This is a genomic window from Capnocytophaga granulosa ATCC 51502, from assembly GCF_000411115.1.
Taxonomy (GTDB): Bacteria; Bacteroidota; Bacteroidia; order Flavobacteriales; family Flavobacteriaceae; genus Capnocytophaga; species Capnocytophaga granulosa.
In genome coordinates, this window is record NZ_KE150242.1 from 531,361 (window position 1) to 546,334 (window position 14,974).

Genomic DNA, 14,974 nt, shown 5'->3' on the forward strand with positions numbered 1-14,974 from the left:
TTAGCCTTCGATAACTAACCACTAATCACTAACAACTAATAACTGTTCAAGGGGCAAAGATACATATTTTTTTGGACTTTCCTATCAGATAACGCCCATTTTTTCCATAAGGAAGGTAGCGTTCTTGTTTTGGCAAATGCCTTCTTTCAGTGTATAGTCAAAATAGAGTTCTCCTGCAATAATCTGGGACTCAAAACACTTATTTTGCAATATATCAGGGTACTTATCACTAAGAGTACATACCTCCAAATCGTGAGTGGCAATAACTCCAATGGCCTTAAGAGCTACCATTTTTTCTATAATTCGGAAAGTACCTGATTGTTTGTCCTCGGAGTTTGTACCTCGGAGCAATTCGTCCAGAAGGACAAAGCAAGGGGCTTTTTCCAGCTGTTCCATGATAGTGCGTAAGCGATTAATCTCTGCGTAAAAGTAGGATTTTCCATCACTTAACGAGTCGGATAGGCGCATGGATACCAACAGTTTCATAGGGTGTACTGTGGCTTTTTGAGCACATACTGGAAGTCCCATTGTAGCCAATAGCATATTCACCCCAAGGGCTCTGAGGAAGGTACTCTTACCTGACATATTGGAACCTGTCAAGATGACAAAACGATGCGAAGCAAAGGAAATAGTATTGCATACACGCCCCTTGGCAGGAATAAGTGGGTGACCAAGAGATTCAAAGGAAATCAGTTGTTGGTCATTCAGCGTGGGATAAGCAAAGCTAGGATTGTTATAGCTGAAATTGGCAAAACTGTGTAATACTTCTACCTCTGCAATAACGGAGAGCCACAAGGCAATGTGCTTGGCATGTGCCTGCTTCCACTTTAGGAGCTTTCGGTAGGTGTGCAAGTGATAGAAAGTGAGGATATTCAAAGGGATAGAGACCAATATATTTCCTACATTATCCAAGTCGTCCAACAGGCGAGAAAGCTGGGAAATACTTCTGCTGGCACTCTCATCTCCCTCATGCAGTTTTTCTCGTAAAAGCTCAAACCTAGCCGATTTAAATTGAGTGGCTTTCTCTATCAGGGTGATACTTCTCTTGAAGGTGTATAACAGGTGATAGGTGTTTTCAAATCCAAGTTTGCTCTTTTGCATCTTTCCGATAAAGGTTAGAAATATGAACAAATTGATGGTTATCAATGTATTACACACAACCTTAAATCTCTCATATCCCCATCCATACCCTGCAATCAGGCTAAGAATCACAAGCAGTGAAGCTCCCCAAAGAAAGAATCTTAGCAGACGAGGAAAGGCTTTTTCTTCTCTTGCTGCCCATTGCTCCATTTGCTCATAGAACTCTTGGGTATCTCCTATTAAGGCAGTAGTAGCCATAAACTCCTGGCGCCATCTAAGATGTTCTTCCGCTGAGAGTTCTTGGGTTACAGCTTGCAGGTGAGATATCTCATCTGCTTTAGGTGATAAGAAATGAGTGGCCAAACTCTTACGTCCTAGGAAAGTATGGGTTCGATTGATATATTGATACAGAGAATGTGCTCCAAAGATATCCAAATCATAAGAATACGGGTGTGTATCATCTTGAAATTCTTCTCCATTGGCTGAAAAAAACTGATTTTTCTCCAAAAAGGCTATTTCTTTTTCATTGATAGCTATTTTCTCTTGAGCTATCTTGCGAAAAAGATTTGTTTTCTTATGAATAACTACCAAATAGAAGAAGAGTATAAGCAAAAGGAGTATTATTGCAGCTACTAACCATGATTTTTCCCTAAAAGCAAAGTAAATAGATACCAAGATGGCCAATGCTACTACAAGGCGCAAGGTGCCTATCACATGGGATTTTTGTGAGAGCTGCTTGAAAGAGAGCGTAGCTTCTTCTAAGAGCTGCTGATAAGTGGAAATCATTTATATTGTATGAGTTATTATATTATTTATACGACAAAAGCTACCCCATAGGATAGCTCTTTGTCTCTTTGTAAAAATACGCTTAAGCGGCTTTTTTTGCAGCACAGCAAGATTTCTTGCCGTCTTTCTTGCAATCTTCTTTTTTGTCAGAAGCTACGCCGTTTTGGTCTTTTCCACAAGACTTACCATCTTTACCTTTGCCGTCTTTGCAGCAAGATTTTCCATCTTTGCCATCTTTGCAGCAAGCCTTACCATCTTTGCAGCAAGATTTTTCTTCTTTGCTGTCTTTGCAACAATTTTTACTGTCTTTGCAGCAATTTTTGTTGTTTTTATCGCAAGATGGTTTTTCATCTTTGTGACAAGCTACTTTCTCGCCTTTGCCGTCTTTGTCGCATGCAGCGCCATCTTTCTTGTCTTTGCTGCAGCAGGCCTTAGTTGTAGCTTTCTCTGGTTGTACCTGTTGGCTATTATCTTGAGCACTCATAGCAAGTGGTGCCATAGCCATTACGAATAACATAAACAAATGTTTCATAGGATGTTATTTTAAATTCGCTGCAAAGGTATAAAAAAAGAATGATATAAGAGTGTTTTTTTGGAAAATTTGTACTATTTTTGCTACTGAAAAATAGCTTATCTTATGGAAATCAAGTTAAAACGTATTTATCAGGCTAAAGAGGATGCTGATGGCTTTCGTATTTTAGTAGATAAAATCTACCCTAGAGGTATTAAAAAAGAGAACTTAGATGTGGATCTATGGGACAAGGAGATCGCTCCCTCCGATGCTGTGCGCAAGGCTTTCCACACAAGTGATGATTTTGAGACCTTTAAGACTTCCTATAGGAAGGAACTCTCTGAGAATCCGCACATAACAGACTTCTTGCAACTCCTTCAAGGGAAAGCGGTCGTTACGCTACTTACGGCAAGTAAGGATGTTAATCATTGCCAACTTCCTATTCTTAAGGAGTTTATAGAGGATTCTAAGAAAGAAACCATTTAATTTTAAGAAAGAGGCCTACTGGAATCCCAGCAGCCTCTTTCTACTTTAATTATAAGAAATGATGACTGATTCTATAATTTAGGAGCACCTTTAAGTACTTCTGCATCAGCACCTGCTTCAAACTTCTTGAAGTTTTCTACAAAGGCTTCTGCCAATTCTCTAGATTTAGCAGCGAATTGTGCTTTATCATCCCAAGTATTTTCAGGGTTGAGGATATTTTGGTCAGATACTGTAGCGCAAGACTGAGGTACTTGGAATCCGAAGATAGGAAGTTCCTTAAATTCTACCTTGTTAAGTGCCCCTGTAAGAGCTGCTGTGATAAGAGCACGAGTATCTTTAAGGCTGCAACGTTTCATCTTTCCGTTGTATCCTGTATTGACAAGCCATACATTTACACCTGATTCTTTGATCTTGGCAGCCAACATTTTTCCGTATTCGGCTGGGTGCAATGGCATGAAAGCAGCACCAAAACAAGCAGAGAAAGTCTTTTGTGGGGTAGTGATACCTACTTCAGTACCTGCTACCTTAGAGGTATATCCTGAGATGAATTGGTAAGCAGCTTGATTCGGTGTAAGTTTGGAGATAGGAGGCAATACTCCGTAGGCGTCGAAAGTAAGGAAGAAGATGTTTTTAGGATTGTGTCCTATAGAGCCTGGTTGGATATTGGCAATGTGATAGATAGGGTAAGAAACACGGGTGTTTTCAGTGATATCGGTACGAGAGAAATCTACCACTCCCTTCTCATCCATAATCACGTTTTCGAGGATAGCTCCTTTTTTGATAGCTCCGAAGATTTCAGGTTCTTTTTCAGCTGTAAGGTCAATTACCTTAGCGTAGCAACCTCCTTCAAAGTTGAATACGGTATTCTCTGGAGTCCAACCGTGTTCGTCATCACCGATAAGATGGCGGTTAGGGTCAGCTGAAAGGGTTGTTTTACCTGTACCAGAAAGACCGAAGAAGATCGCTGTATCACCATCCTTACCTACGTTGGCAGAGCAGTGCATTGGCATAGTATTGCGGAATACAGGTAGTTCAAAATTCATGGCAGAGAAGATACCTTTTTTGATTTCTCCTGTGTATCCTGTTCCTCCAATAAGAGCAATCTTACGAGTGAAGTTTAGGATTGCAAAGTTTCCTTGGCGTGTACCATCTACAGCAGGGTCAGCTAAGAAACTTGGTGCATTAATCACTAACCAATCTTCTTTGAAACCAGCCAATTCGCTGTCGTCTATACGAAGAAACATGTTGTTGGCAAAGAGGTTACTCCAAGGAAGCTCAGTAATAGTACGTACATTGGTACGATATTTAGGGTCTGCACATACATAACCATCATGTACATATACTTCCTTATTGGAGAGGAAAGCTACTACTTTTTCATACAAAGCATCGAACTTCTCAGGAGCGAATGGAATATTAATTTTTCCCCACCATACACGATCTTTGGTAATAGCATCTTCTACGATGAAACGGTCTTGAGGAGAACGCCCTGTGAACTTTCCTGTATTTACAGCCAAAGCTCCAGAGGAAGCTTCTTTTCCTAATCCCTTTGCAAGGGTTTCTGCATGTAACTCATCTGCGGAGAGTTGGTAACGCACATTAGCGCCTTTAATTCCATATTTGTCTATGGAAAGAGTTTTTGTACTCATAGAAAAAATTTTTAATTATAAAATAATCAGTTAAAAAGTAATCCATTTGGAGGATTTTGTGTCCGACAAAGGTACAACTTTCTTTTGTAATATCCAACAAATTTCCTAAAAATTTTTCTCTTTTTACGTACCTCTTTTAGAACTTATACCCTATCCCTGTCTGTAAGAAAAAGTTTCGCACCTCTCCCCTGGCGGAAAGATTGGATAGGCCTACATTAAAATTGGTATCCAAGAAAAAGCCCCTTGGGAAATGGTACTCTACGCCTGCTCCCAAGCCAAAATCAACCTCGCCATTGCGGTACTTGGGATGCACTTCAGTGGTTTTTCCGTCTCTCTTTTCTTTGACAGCGGCCAAATAACCGACATAAGCGCCCACTTTAGGGTGTAAGCCTGCTACGGCTCTGTATTTTATCCAAACAGGTAGGTTCAGCTGGGTGATGTATACTTTGTCTCTTCTGTAGTAGTTATCACTTTCATAGTCGTCATCTCTTCCCTTAAAAACCTTAACGTTTCCATATTCTGCGCCCAAGACAGTTAGGTTTACTCCTGGTTCTATATAGAATCTTTTAGGAAGTTTTATCTCCACAAAGCCTCCCACATGACCTGTATAGATAAGGTCTGTTACATACTCCATTCTGCGATTGCTATTGAGCACATTGGCCGTATCAAAGCCTCGCCCGTCTATATATAAGTCTGCAACCGTAAAACCAATACGTACTCCAAATTTCGCTCCTTGACCATAAGACACTGTAGCTAAGAGGAATAATAATAAAGTTAGTCTTTTCATTTTCTATATTTTAGCTGTTAGTGAGTAGTTCTCACCACTGATCTGAACTGCAAAAATACAATATTCTCACAAAAAAATCAAGGAAAATTTTGAGTTTTTAATCTTAAGCTACCATAGACTGACTATAGTCTTCTGACCTCTACCTACTGTTAAATGCTTAACATTATTTTTTATTGTATAAATTCTTACTTCTCACCAGCCATTTCCTTGACTTCCCCGTCCTAAATGTTGTAATTTTGCTGCGTTATTCAGAGATCAGTGGTCAGTGGTCAGTTTTCAGTCTATTGCGACTAATGGCTGATTACCGACGTCAGACTTCTGACCACTGCCCCCCCTTCGCTGGCGCGAGCTTGCAGCTCGTGCCTATATGATTAGAGCCTTTGGCTCTTTATGAAGAAACTACAAATGCCAATCAATAGTAAAAAATAATTGTATAGTCCAATTCATTAAGACGCAATAAATTGCGTCTCTACGGATGACTACGCTCATCAGGAGTTGTCTTAGCCAGCGTTAGGGGAGAAACGCAATTTATTGCGTCTTATAAGGATTGCAAGTAGTTTACTTTTTACCTTTTACCTTTTACCTTTTACTTTTTACCTTGAAATTATGGAAGAGGCTTTAGAAATTCTTTGGACATACGCTCGTCGTGAGCCTTTAGATAGCAATGGAGAGACCATAGTCCCTACCATCAACAATAGTATTGCCGCTATCCGTATCATTATGCGTTTAGAAGGATGGGCTATGGGAAGTGAAAAGCGAAAAGGAAATAGTGAAAAGCGGGCAACGCCTGCTTATGCAACGTCTGATAAGCCAGCGTCCCATCGTAGGGGCGAATGGCAATTCGCCCAACCCCAATATGCTCAATCACAAAATACCCAATACAACACGGATAATAACACGAACAATTATGAGGGCGAATTGCTCACATACTCCACTCTCGCGGACTTTGCCCCTACACCTGCCCAACCCCAATATCCCCAACCCAATACAGTCTACAACAATTACCCCTCCGAAGCCTGCACCTGCTTAGTAGCCCCCTCGCCTTCGGAGAGGAGGTTGGGGGAGAGGAACCTCCTCTCCTTCACCCGCCATACACTCCCTTCTTTTGCGCCTGCCCCTTTCCACATTGCCTATTACGAGGTGCTAACCCGCTTTGCCATGGGAGAAATCAAAAAGCTAATGATCACCATGCCGCCCCAACACGGCAAGAGCGAGGGTGCTACCCGTCGCTTGCCTGCTTTTGTCTTAGGACAAGACCCAGACAAACGTATTGTTATTGTTTCCTACAACGCTATCAAAGCGCGTAAGTTCAACCGCGAACTCCAACGTATCATGGACGATGATCACTACTATGAGCTGTTTCCACAAACGCTCCTCGCAGGTCAGGCAAGCTACCAAGAACAAGGCCGACGCAGTCGCAACTACGCCCGCAATTCCGATGAGTGTGAGATTGTAGGCTACCAAGGTAGTTTCAAGACGATTGGCGTAGGAGGTTCCCTAACTGGCGAACCTGTGGATATGCTGATTATGGACGACTTATACAAAGATGCATCGTCGGCTTGGTCGCCAGTAATTCGCCAAAATGTGGCCGACTGGTACGATACGGTAGCTTCCACACGTTTGCACAACGATAGCCAACAGCTGTTAGTCTTTACCCGCTGGCACATGGAAGATTTAGCAGGCAGACTCTTAGAACAAGAGGGCGTATATGACCCTATAGAAAACCCGCAAGGTTGGCTACTCGTCAGCTTTCCTGCTATACAGAACAGGCCGCCAAGCGAACAAGACCCTATAGCAGAAGGAGAACCTCTATGGCCTGAACGACATAGTTTGGAAAAACTATTGGAGATAAAAGGTCGCTCCCCTACAGTCTTTGAGAGTTTGTACCAACAAAATCCACAGCCTTCCCAAGGATTGATGTACGAAGAGTTCAGCTGTTATACCGACTTGCCTTCTCGTTCCTACTCAGTAGCATATATTGACGCGGCCGATAGTGGGGCGGATTACCTATGTGCTTTGTTCTACAAAGAAGCAGAGGACGGCAATTACATTACCGATGTACTCTACACCAAAGACCCTATGGAGGTTACCGAAACCACGCTGACTTATATGTTGCAGCAACACCAAGTAGAGCGCTGCCATATTGAGAGTAACAACGGCGGAAATTTGTTTGTCAGCAACCTGCAACAACGCTCATGGGATATGGGCAACCGACTGACGCGCTTTAATCCTTTTCATCAGAATCAGAACAAGACCGCAAGGATTTTTGCGGCCTCCGCCTCGGTGCAGAAGCTCATCAAGATGCCTTTGGATTGGAAAAAGCGCTTCCCGAAGTTTGCCCGTGACCTCACGGGTTACCTTCGTGTGGGCACCAACGCTCATGACGATGCGCCTGATGCCCTTACAGGCTCCATAGAGTGCCGCCAGCCCCCCAAGAGAGTCAGTGTGGCGGAGATGTTTGGAAGGATTTAAGCGAATAGTGAAAAGTGAAAAACGCTATTCAGGCGCTCACTCTTCACTTTTCACTCTTCACTTTTCACTAAAATGTGATTCCTACGCTGGTAAAGATATTTCTCCCCATACGAGGGATATTTCCCCAATCGGCATAGGTGCTGTAATAGTTGTTGAGGATATTTTCCACGCCAACCTCCCACCTTAGGGTCTGCTTGCCTATAGGGAAACGATAGTTGGCCGAAAGATTATACACTATATAAGCAGGAGTACGGTCTTCTCCATATTGAGGTGAATAGGCAGTTTGTGTAAAGTCTCCATTGAATGAGAAAGTTGCCCCTAAGCTTCCTTGGTTATACTGCAAGGAAGACTGATAGCTAAGCGGACGAATAAAAGGAAGGTTTTCCCCCTCAAAGTCCGTACCCTTGGCATAGTTAAGTCCTCCTTTCCAGTGGAAGTGCTCTAAGAAATGGTAACTCAGGTTCAGCGAAGCATTGAAAATCTTGGCATGTGCCAGTGCTTCGTACTTTTTCACCCCTACCGATGCCGCATTCATAGGAAAGGCTATACGCAAGATCTTACCCAATATATAGTTCTCTATATAGAAGTGATTCACTTTAGCCTCCACTATAAGGGCTTGGTTTTCATAGCTAAGACTTCCATTGAGTTCGTAGGAAATTTCATTCTTAAGGTTGGGAGTACCTATATAGTCATAGCGGTCAAAGCTATTGTATATATAGTACCCATAGGCCTCCGAAACAGAAGGTGCCCTATGCCCATAGCCTGTTCCCATGGAAAGGGTGAAAGGGGCTAATTTCAGCTGATAAGTAGCATGTAAGCTGGGCAGAAAACGGGTCTTGTTCTCAGGAGAATCAGCCGTATTTTGATTGAATACACGAATAAAATCCAAGTATTCTATATGGTTATGATGTACCCCCAGCGTGCCGCCTAAGGTAAATTGTTCCCTATCGGTCAGCTCCCACTGATTGGAGAACGAAAGCCCTCCATAGTTGGTCGTGACTCCAGGCCAAGTAAAGGCAAAGCCATTGACCTTGCTCCTGTCCTTAGGGTACATAGTCATTTCTGCTAGCGAATAGTTAGAATAACCATTAAGCTGAATATCAGCGGTATAGTTGTCTTTCTTAAGGAGGATTTTAGAAGTAAGCCCATAAGTAGTTGTCCAGCCTGGCATGTCCATATGTACAAGGTTTTCAGGGCGTGTGGTATCGTCCATATAGTGCTCTATGGCATTGAAATAGAACTTAGAGTCCCAAACCTTGAGCATACCTTCCTCAAAGAGTTGCTTAAAGGAAAGTGAAGATATCAAGGCGCGTGCCAGCCAAGTGTCCATAGGCAGGGCAGGATAACCCACATCCTTAGCCACATCAAAGATGGCATCGGCTTTCAGGGCAGAGAGCTCACTGGTTTTGTAGGCCAAACCCAGGGAGGTATTGTATTTCTCAAATTGGGAGTGCTTGACCTTATCTCCATGTCCGTCCTTGTAGCTCTCGGCCTTGCGATAAGCAGCAGTTCCGTCGGCTACAAATTTCTCAGAGGAATAATAGAGGTCTGCCATACCAAAGCGATGGGCATTGTTTTGTTGGAAACCCAGCTGAGCCGAGCCTCCATAGGTAGGCGCTTCAGAGAAAGCCACTCGCTTGCGCTTGAGGTCTATCCCCCCTGCGATAGTTGCCCCATGCATGCCGCCTTCCTGTCCCGAATGTACATCTATTTTAGAGAGGTTGTTCGTCTCCACATAGGAGGTTACAGGGTCCATCTTATCGGTACAAGCCCCAAAGATGTGCATGCCCTCTATGGTGATGGAGGAGCGCTCCGTATTCATATTGTTAAGCATAGGCTCCCAAGCGTAAGCCCCACGCTTGATAAAGCTAATGTTATCGGAAGTGGCCAAATATTCATCTACCGAACAAGAAAGTTTTACGTCCGACTGGATTTGTTTTTTACGAAATTTCTCAGCTACTACGACTTCCTTAAGGCGAATTATACTGTCTTTTTTGCTTATTTGTCCATAAGCAGACCCTATCACTAATAAAAAAAAATACGTTATATATATTTTCATGTGTTTCTTAGAATAAAATATCAATATGAAGTTCACTTTGCTCACCGAAGACGCCCATTTTCACTGTATTAGGTACTTCAGTGCCTTTGATGACTCTCTTTTGAGCATCTTTAAGAATAAAATTAAGTGTCCAATAACCTGTCATGGTATAGTTCACCTTCCCATGATAGAAGCCATCTGCCCCTTGAGTCAAGTTTTGGTTGTCTGGAGACGAATGGTTTCCCATATCCTCCCCTGGCATACGAGGATCCAGCTCCAAGAGGTAATGGTTCGCCACAGCATAAGTGCTATCGGGCTGTTGTACCCATATCCCCGCGGAAAGGTCATTGAGGGCTACCTTAGGAATTTCTGGTGCCGTGAGGGCAATCATGTATTTCTTGCCATCACGACCTTGAAACTGGGTCATATTAAGATTAGGGTTACGCGTGTCCCATACTGTAATCTCTTTTTCTGCCTGATACTCCCTACCTTCTATGACATAAGTAAGGTGCAGGTGCCAAGGCGTTTTGATACCTGTATGAGTGGCGTTAAGTACCGAATATTTTTTAGGAGTATCGAACACAGCAAATCCTTTGAAGATACGGCTATCTTCGCTGTTGTCAAGTACTTGGCTATAAGGGATATAGCTGGACTTTCCACGCTCATTGGTACGAGTTATAGAAAGGGTTACTTTTTCCACATTGAGCTTCTCAAAGGTTTGTGCTGTAGTGATTTTCACTGCCAAGGCATTATAACCACGCAAAAACTCTCCGCCAGAGGATTCAACAGAGATAAGGTGCTCATTCTCTTTTATTTGTGTTACTTCTTGCAGCTCACCACGAGAGGCAAAGTGAAGACGATTGCCAAAGGGTGTTTTCTCCACGGTACAAGAGGACAGCCCTATAGCAATAAGTATAAGGATATATATTTTTCTCATTTTTTTCTGATTTATAAATAGTAGAAACGTAAATAATGATTAATGCCAATAATGACTAATACCAAACTTATTAATCATTAATCATTAACTTAAGTTTCGCAAGCTCTGTAATCAACTGATTCTCAAAACATCCCCCCTACCCCCCTCAAGGGGAGAGTTAGTAAGTAATAGAGGTTCAATAAGTTATAAAAGGGAAATTTTCTAATTTAATAAACAAATTAGACCATTTCAACGCCCTTAAAGCTCCCCCTTTGGAGGGGGGTTGGGGGGAGGTTTTTACAAATAATTGTTTATCAGTTACTTATAATTTCAATAGCAACCTAAAAACAACTTGCGAAACTTAAATCATTAACCATTAATGATTAAAAAAACGGGGGGTCTCAGTGTTTCCTTAACTATATTTTCCCAAGTAGAAAAATGATAATAAAAAAGAAGTGTTTGTTCTGTAGTGCAGAGGACAAGCGTTTCAAATGTAGGAATTTTTACACAAAAAACCTCTGTTTGGTGTTTTGTAAAATCAAATTTTACATCAGTCTGTTCCTGTGTGTTTTCAGAAGATACTTTGGCTAAAAAGCACTTACCATCGCAGTGTTTTTGTGTATTGGTTTTATTCTCACAGAAAAGAGTGATGAATTGTGTAGGATTGATTAGGTAATAAGAGAAAAAAAGCCCCCCACGTATGGCACTAAGCAGTACCATACAAGAGAGGATTACAACGAAAAAGCGTACTCTTTTTCTCATTTTTATCATAACTATTTGAAGAAAGAATCTACAAATTCGTATTTGTTGAACACTTGCAAGTCCTCAATTCCTTCCCCTACACCTATATACTTGACGGGAATCTGGAACTGATCGGAGATACCTATAACTACCCCACCCTTGGCTGTACCATCAAGCTTAGTGATAGCCAAAGCATTAACCTCCGTAGCCAAAGTGAATTGTTTGGCTTGTTCGAAGGCATTTTGACCTGTAGAGCCATCGAGTACCAAGAGTACCTCATCAGGGGCATAAGGCAAGAGCTTTTGCATCACGCGCTTTACCTTACTGAGTTCATTCATCAAATTAATTTTATTATGCAAACGTCCCGCTGTATCTATAATTACCACATCGGCCTCTTGAGAGAGTGCCGAAGAAAGCGTATCATAAGCCACCGAAGCAGGGTCACTGCCTGTCTGTTGCTTGACAAGGGGTACCCCTACCCTATCTGCCCATACTTGCAGCTGGTCTATGGCCGCCGCACGGAAAGTATCCGCAGCCCCTAAGACTACCTTGAGGCCTTTCTTTTTGAACTGATAAGCGAGCTTACCTATGGTTGTGGTCTTCCCTGCCCCATTGACACCGACCACCATGATCACATAAGGTTTGCGCTCGGTAGGGACAAAGAAATCCACCGCTTCTCCTCTTTCTGTTTGTGAGAGCAGTCCTGCTATTTCTTCCCTAAGAATCTTATTCAGTTCGCTTGTGCCCAAGTATTTATCCTCGGCTACGCGCTTCTCTATACGCTCAATGATTTTCAGAGTGGTATTCACCCCCACATCACTGCTGACCAAAACGCCCTCCAGTTCGTCCAAAATAGTGTCATCTACCTTGGATTTGCCTGCAATAGCACGGGTGAGCTTATCAAAGAATGAGGTCTTTGATTTCTCTAAGCCTTTGTCCAAGGTTTCCTTTTTTTCGGAGGAGAATAATTTTTTAAAAAAATTCATAGTTTTTTCTATTTGAAGCCTATTTTAGGAGTATCAGTATCCTCTTTTAGAGCTTTGGTTTCCATGTTGGTGAGTTCGGCTAAGGAACATGGCTTGGTGATGGTAGGCTCTTTTCCTATGGAACGTAGGTAATTATTGGCCTTCTCCACCGAAAGTTCCTTGAACTTATATTCAGCGATCAAGCGCCCTTTCCTCAAAAGCGCAGAATCAATCTTAGATATATCCGAGTTAAAGGTACAGATAAGCTGACACTCAAGCACATCGGAAAGCATACCATCGGCTATGTTCAGTATGGAGGAGACCACATCGGTATTACTGTTAAGTGCAGTACGCTCAGCTATATAGTTCTCACAATCCTCCAAGACCAAAACCGAGTTCTTATGATCTATAAGCACTCCTATAAAGGACGGATCCGTAAGAGAGGCGATCATAGAGGTAGGAACAAAGATAAATTTCTTGTTAGGTATCTGGCTAGTGAGCCACTTTATGTAGTTGGTCTTACCAGAACCCGCAATCCCGTGAAAGAGTACAATGCCCTTGTTCTCATCGGTGATACTCTTCTTCACTCGGTTGTGTACTTCCAAGAAATCATCGTTGTACATTCTATCAAAATCAATACGGAAAGGCTTGATTGTATGTGTTTTTACATCAAAACCATTCTGAGATTTGAGCAAAATGGAAACTTTTGCCTTTTTAGGCTGATATTTCTCTAAGTATTCAGAGAATAATGCCTTTAGTCCCTCTACTGAAGCAGATTGATTGTTGTTATAATACACATAATTGACCTTATAGAGTCCCTCTTCGAACATTTCGGAGTCATATTCGTTGGTCAGGTTGTGTGAAATAAGAATAAATACCTCCAACTTAGGGTGAAAATAACATTCCTCATCTTCGTAGAGTTTGTTGTTCTTAGAAGAATAGTCCAAGGTATAGAAATCTGTACATTTCACAAAATGTTGGAGCTTATCTCGCTGGATAATCAGGTCGTCATTCGAGAGATAGATGTCGCACATCAAGTCCGATAACAAATATCTGAAAGGGGCTTTGGAGGTAAGATAACGATTCTTGTCAAAGAGTTCGAGTTCGTCATCTCCGTTTACGCCCAGTATTTTTATTTCCCTGTAATATTTTGATTCTAAAATTTTCATTAATGTTGGTTCCTTTTTTTAAGTTAATAAGTCAGGTCGTCGCTCCTCGGTGCGCTTATAGGCCTGTTCTTCGCGCCAAGCATCTATTTGGGGCGTATTGCCACTTAGGAGTATATCAGGCACCTTCCAGCCCTTATACTCAGCAGGCCGTGTATATACGGGCGGGGCCAAGAGGTTATCCTGAAAAGAGTCCGTCAGAGCAGAAGTCTCATCGGAGAGTACCCCAGGGATGAGGCGCACAATGGCATCAGCCAATACTGCTGCGGCCAGCTCGCCTCCTGAAAGCACATAGTCTCCTATAGATATTTCTTTGGTTACGAAGTGGTCTCTCACACGCTGATCTACCCCCTTGTAGTGGCCACAGAGAATGATGATATTCTCCTTCAGAGAAAGCGCATTGGCCATAGGCTGATTGAGGGTATGTCCGTCGGGAGTAAGGTATATGACTTCGTCATAGTTGCGTTCTGCCTTGAGTGCCGAGATACAAGCGTCAATAGGCTCTATCATCAGCACCATGCCCGCTCCCCCACCGAAACTATAATCATCTATTTGCTTGTAGTTGCCCAGACCATATTGGCGTAAATCGTGGAAATAGACACTAGCCAATCCCTTTTCCACAGCTCGTTTAAAAATAGAGTGTTGAAAAGGGCTTTGGAGTAACTCTGGAACAACCGCTATAATATCAATACGCATTTAAGAACGATGTTTGTTAATCTCATCTTGCAATTGGCGGCGTACTTTCTGTTCGCGCTCAATGGCTTTGGTACGATATTCCTCGTATTCGTTTTGCAAATCTTCCAAATCCTTCAGTGCCCCACGAGTAATGCTGTTGGAACTGGTAAAGCGAGAAATAAATACCACCAAAAGTATAACTAAAATCACGATAATCCCCCATACAATAATGGAATATACCCCTTTTTCTATGGTAATTCCTAGGAAATCTATGCTATCATTGCGATTTTTCTCTTTATCAAGCTCACTTTGGAGGTTTTGTATATTGAGATTTAGCTCTTTTATACGAGAGGATTGCGCACTGATAGTGTCCAATTTCTCACGAAGTAATGTTTTTTGTCCACTAAGACTATCAAGTAATGATTTTTTAAAGGTATATATACTTTCTTTCTTTACGAGCTTGAACTTTTCCCAGTTTCCTGACTTATCCACCAGTTCATCAAACTGACCTTCTATGGTTGCAGGATATTGCTTTTCCTCTTGGGGTGCTTCCGCTGTTGTACGAGAGCGTGTTGGTGTAAGTTCTTGTTGTTGTTCTGTCTCACTCTGTGCTGTCGCTAGTAAAGAAGAGAGGGCAAAACCAATAATAAATAATTTTCGTGTCATTTTCAGATTTATATTTTTTATTTCTTGTGCAAAAATACT

The 14,974-nt window shown here is 42.1% G+C and carries 13 protein-coding genes; 2 read left to right on the plus strand and 11 right to left on the minus strand.

The genetic code is table 11. From position 1 onward, the window contains the following. Positions 1–84: 84 nt before the first annotated feature. Together HMPREF9331_RS02350 and HMPREF9331_RS02355 are read right to left on the minus strand one after the other, a co-directional pair. Complete coding sequence (locus HMPREF9331_RS02350; protein WP_016419561.1) at positions 85–1,866, minus strand: MutS-related protein; 1,782 nt, start codon at positions 1,864–1,866, stop codon at positions 85–87. Between the two features lie 82 nt (positions 1,867–1,948). Next, positions 1,949–2,398 carry a hypothetical protein gene (locus HMPREF9331_RS02355; protein ID WP_016419562.1) on the minus strand — a complete coding sequence of 150 codons (450 nt, stop codon included), beginning with the start codon at positions 2,396–2,398 and terminating at the stop codon, positions 1,949–1,951. A 105-nt stretch (positions 2,399–2,503) separates the two neighbouring features. Here HMPREF9331_RS02355 and HMPREF9331_RS02360 point away from each other — a divergent pair, with 105 nt between their 5' ends. Beyond that, positions 2,504–2,863, plus strand: a complete 360-nt coding sequence (locus tag HMPREF9331_RS02360; RefSeq protein ID WP_016419563.1) for a DUF488 domain-containing protein — start codon at positions 2,504–2,506, stop codon at positions 2,861–2,863. 71 nt (positions 2,864–2,934) lie between these two features. On the opposite strand, the gene pckA is transcribed toward HMPREF9331_RS02360, so the two are convergent. Together pckA and HMPREF9331_RS02370 are read right to left on the minus strand one after the other, a co-directional pair. Continuing rightward, on the minus strand, positions 2,935–4,509 hold the full coding sequence (pckA, locus tag HMPREF9331_RS02365; RefSeq protein WP_009641401.1) for a phosphoenolpyruvate carboxykinase (ATP): 1,575 nt from the start codon (positions 4,507–4,509) through the stop codon (positions 2,935–2,937). A gap of 136 nt (positions 4,510–4,645) precedes the next feature. Further along, positions 4,646–5,296: an outer membrane beta-barrel protein gene (locus HMPREF9331_RS02370; protein ID WP_016419564.1), complete on the minus strand. Its 651-nt coding sequence runs from the start codon at positions 5,294–5,296 to the stop codon at positions 4,646–4,648. A gap of 606 nt (positions 5,297–5,902) precedes the next feature. On the opposite strand from HMPREF9331_RS02370, the gene terL reads away from it, so the two are divergent. Then, positions 5,903–7,768, plus strand: a complete 1,866-nt coding sequence (terL, locus tag HMPREF9331_RS02375; protein ID WP_016419565.1) for a phage terminase large subunit — start codon at positions 5,903–5,905, stop codon at positions 7,766–7,768. 67 nt (positions 7,769–7,835) lie between these two features. Here terL and HMPREF9331_RS02380 read toward each other — a convergent pair whose 3' ends face one another. From HMPREF9331_RS02380 to HMPREF9331_RS02410, 7 genes are all read right to left on the minus strand, one after another. Continuing rightward, positions 7,836–9,827, minus strand: coding sequence for a TonB-dependent receptor (locus tag HMPREF9331_RS02380; RefSeq protein WP_016419566.1), 1,992 nt, complete (start codon positions 9,825–9,827; stop codon positions 7,836–7,838). 7 nt (positions 9,828–9,834) lie between these two features. After that, on the minus strand, positions 9,835–10,743 hold the full coding sequence (locus HMPREF9331_RS02385; RefSeq protein ID WP_016419567.1) for a hypothetical protein: 909 nt from the start codon (positions 10,741–10,743) through the stop codon (positions 9,835–9,837). A 348-nt stretch (positions 10,744–11,091) separates the two neighbouring features. Next, the gene (locus tag HMPREF9331_RS02390; protein ID WP_040356987.1) at positions 11,092–11,484 is read right to left on the minus strand and encodes a hypothetical protein; all 393 of its coding nucleotides are present in this window, start codon (positions 11,482–11,484) and stop codon (positions 11,092–11,094) included. A gap of 11 nt (positions 11,485–11,495) precedes the next feature. Then, on the minus strand, positions 11,496–12,449 hold the full coding sequence (ftsY, locus tag HMPREF9331_RS02395; RefSeq protein ID WP_009641032.1) for a signal recognition particle-docking protein FtsY: 954 nt from the start codon (positions 12,447–12,449) through the stop codon (positions 11,496–11,498). 8 nt (positions 12,450–12,457) lie between these two features. Further along, positions 12,458–13,597, minus strand: coding sequence for an AAA family ATPase (locus HMPREF9331_RS02400; protein WP_016419569.1), 1,140 nt, complete (start codon positions 13,595–13,597; stop codon positions 12,458–12,460). Positions 13,598–13,615: 18 nt separating this feature from the next. Next, on the minus strand, positions 13,616–14,290 hold the full coding sequence (gene trmD / locus HMPREF9331_RS02405; RefSeq protein WP_009641031.1) for a tRNA (guanosine(37)-N1)-methyltransferase TrmD: 675 nt from the start codon (positions 14,288–14,290) through the stop codon (positions 13,616–13,618). After that, positions 14,291–14,935: a hypothetical protein gene (locus tag HMPREF9331_RS02410; protein ID WP_016419570.1), complete on the minus strand. Its 645-nt coding sequence runs from the start codon at positions 14,933–14,935 to the stop codon at positions 14,291–14,293. Positions 14,936–14,974 lie beyond the last annotated feature (39 nt).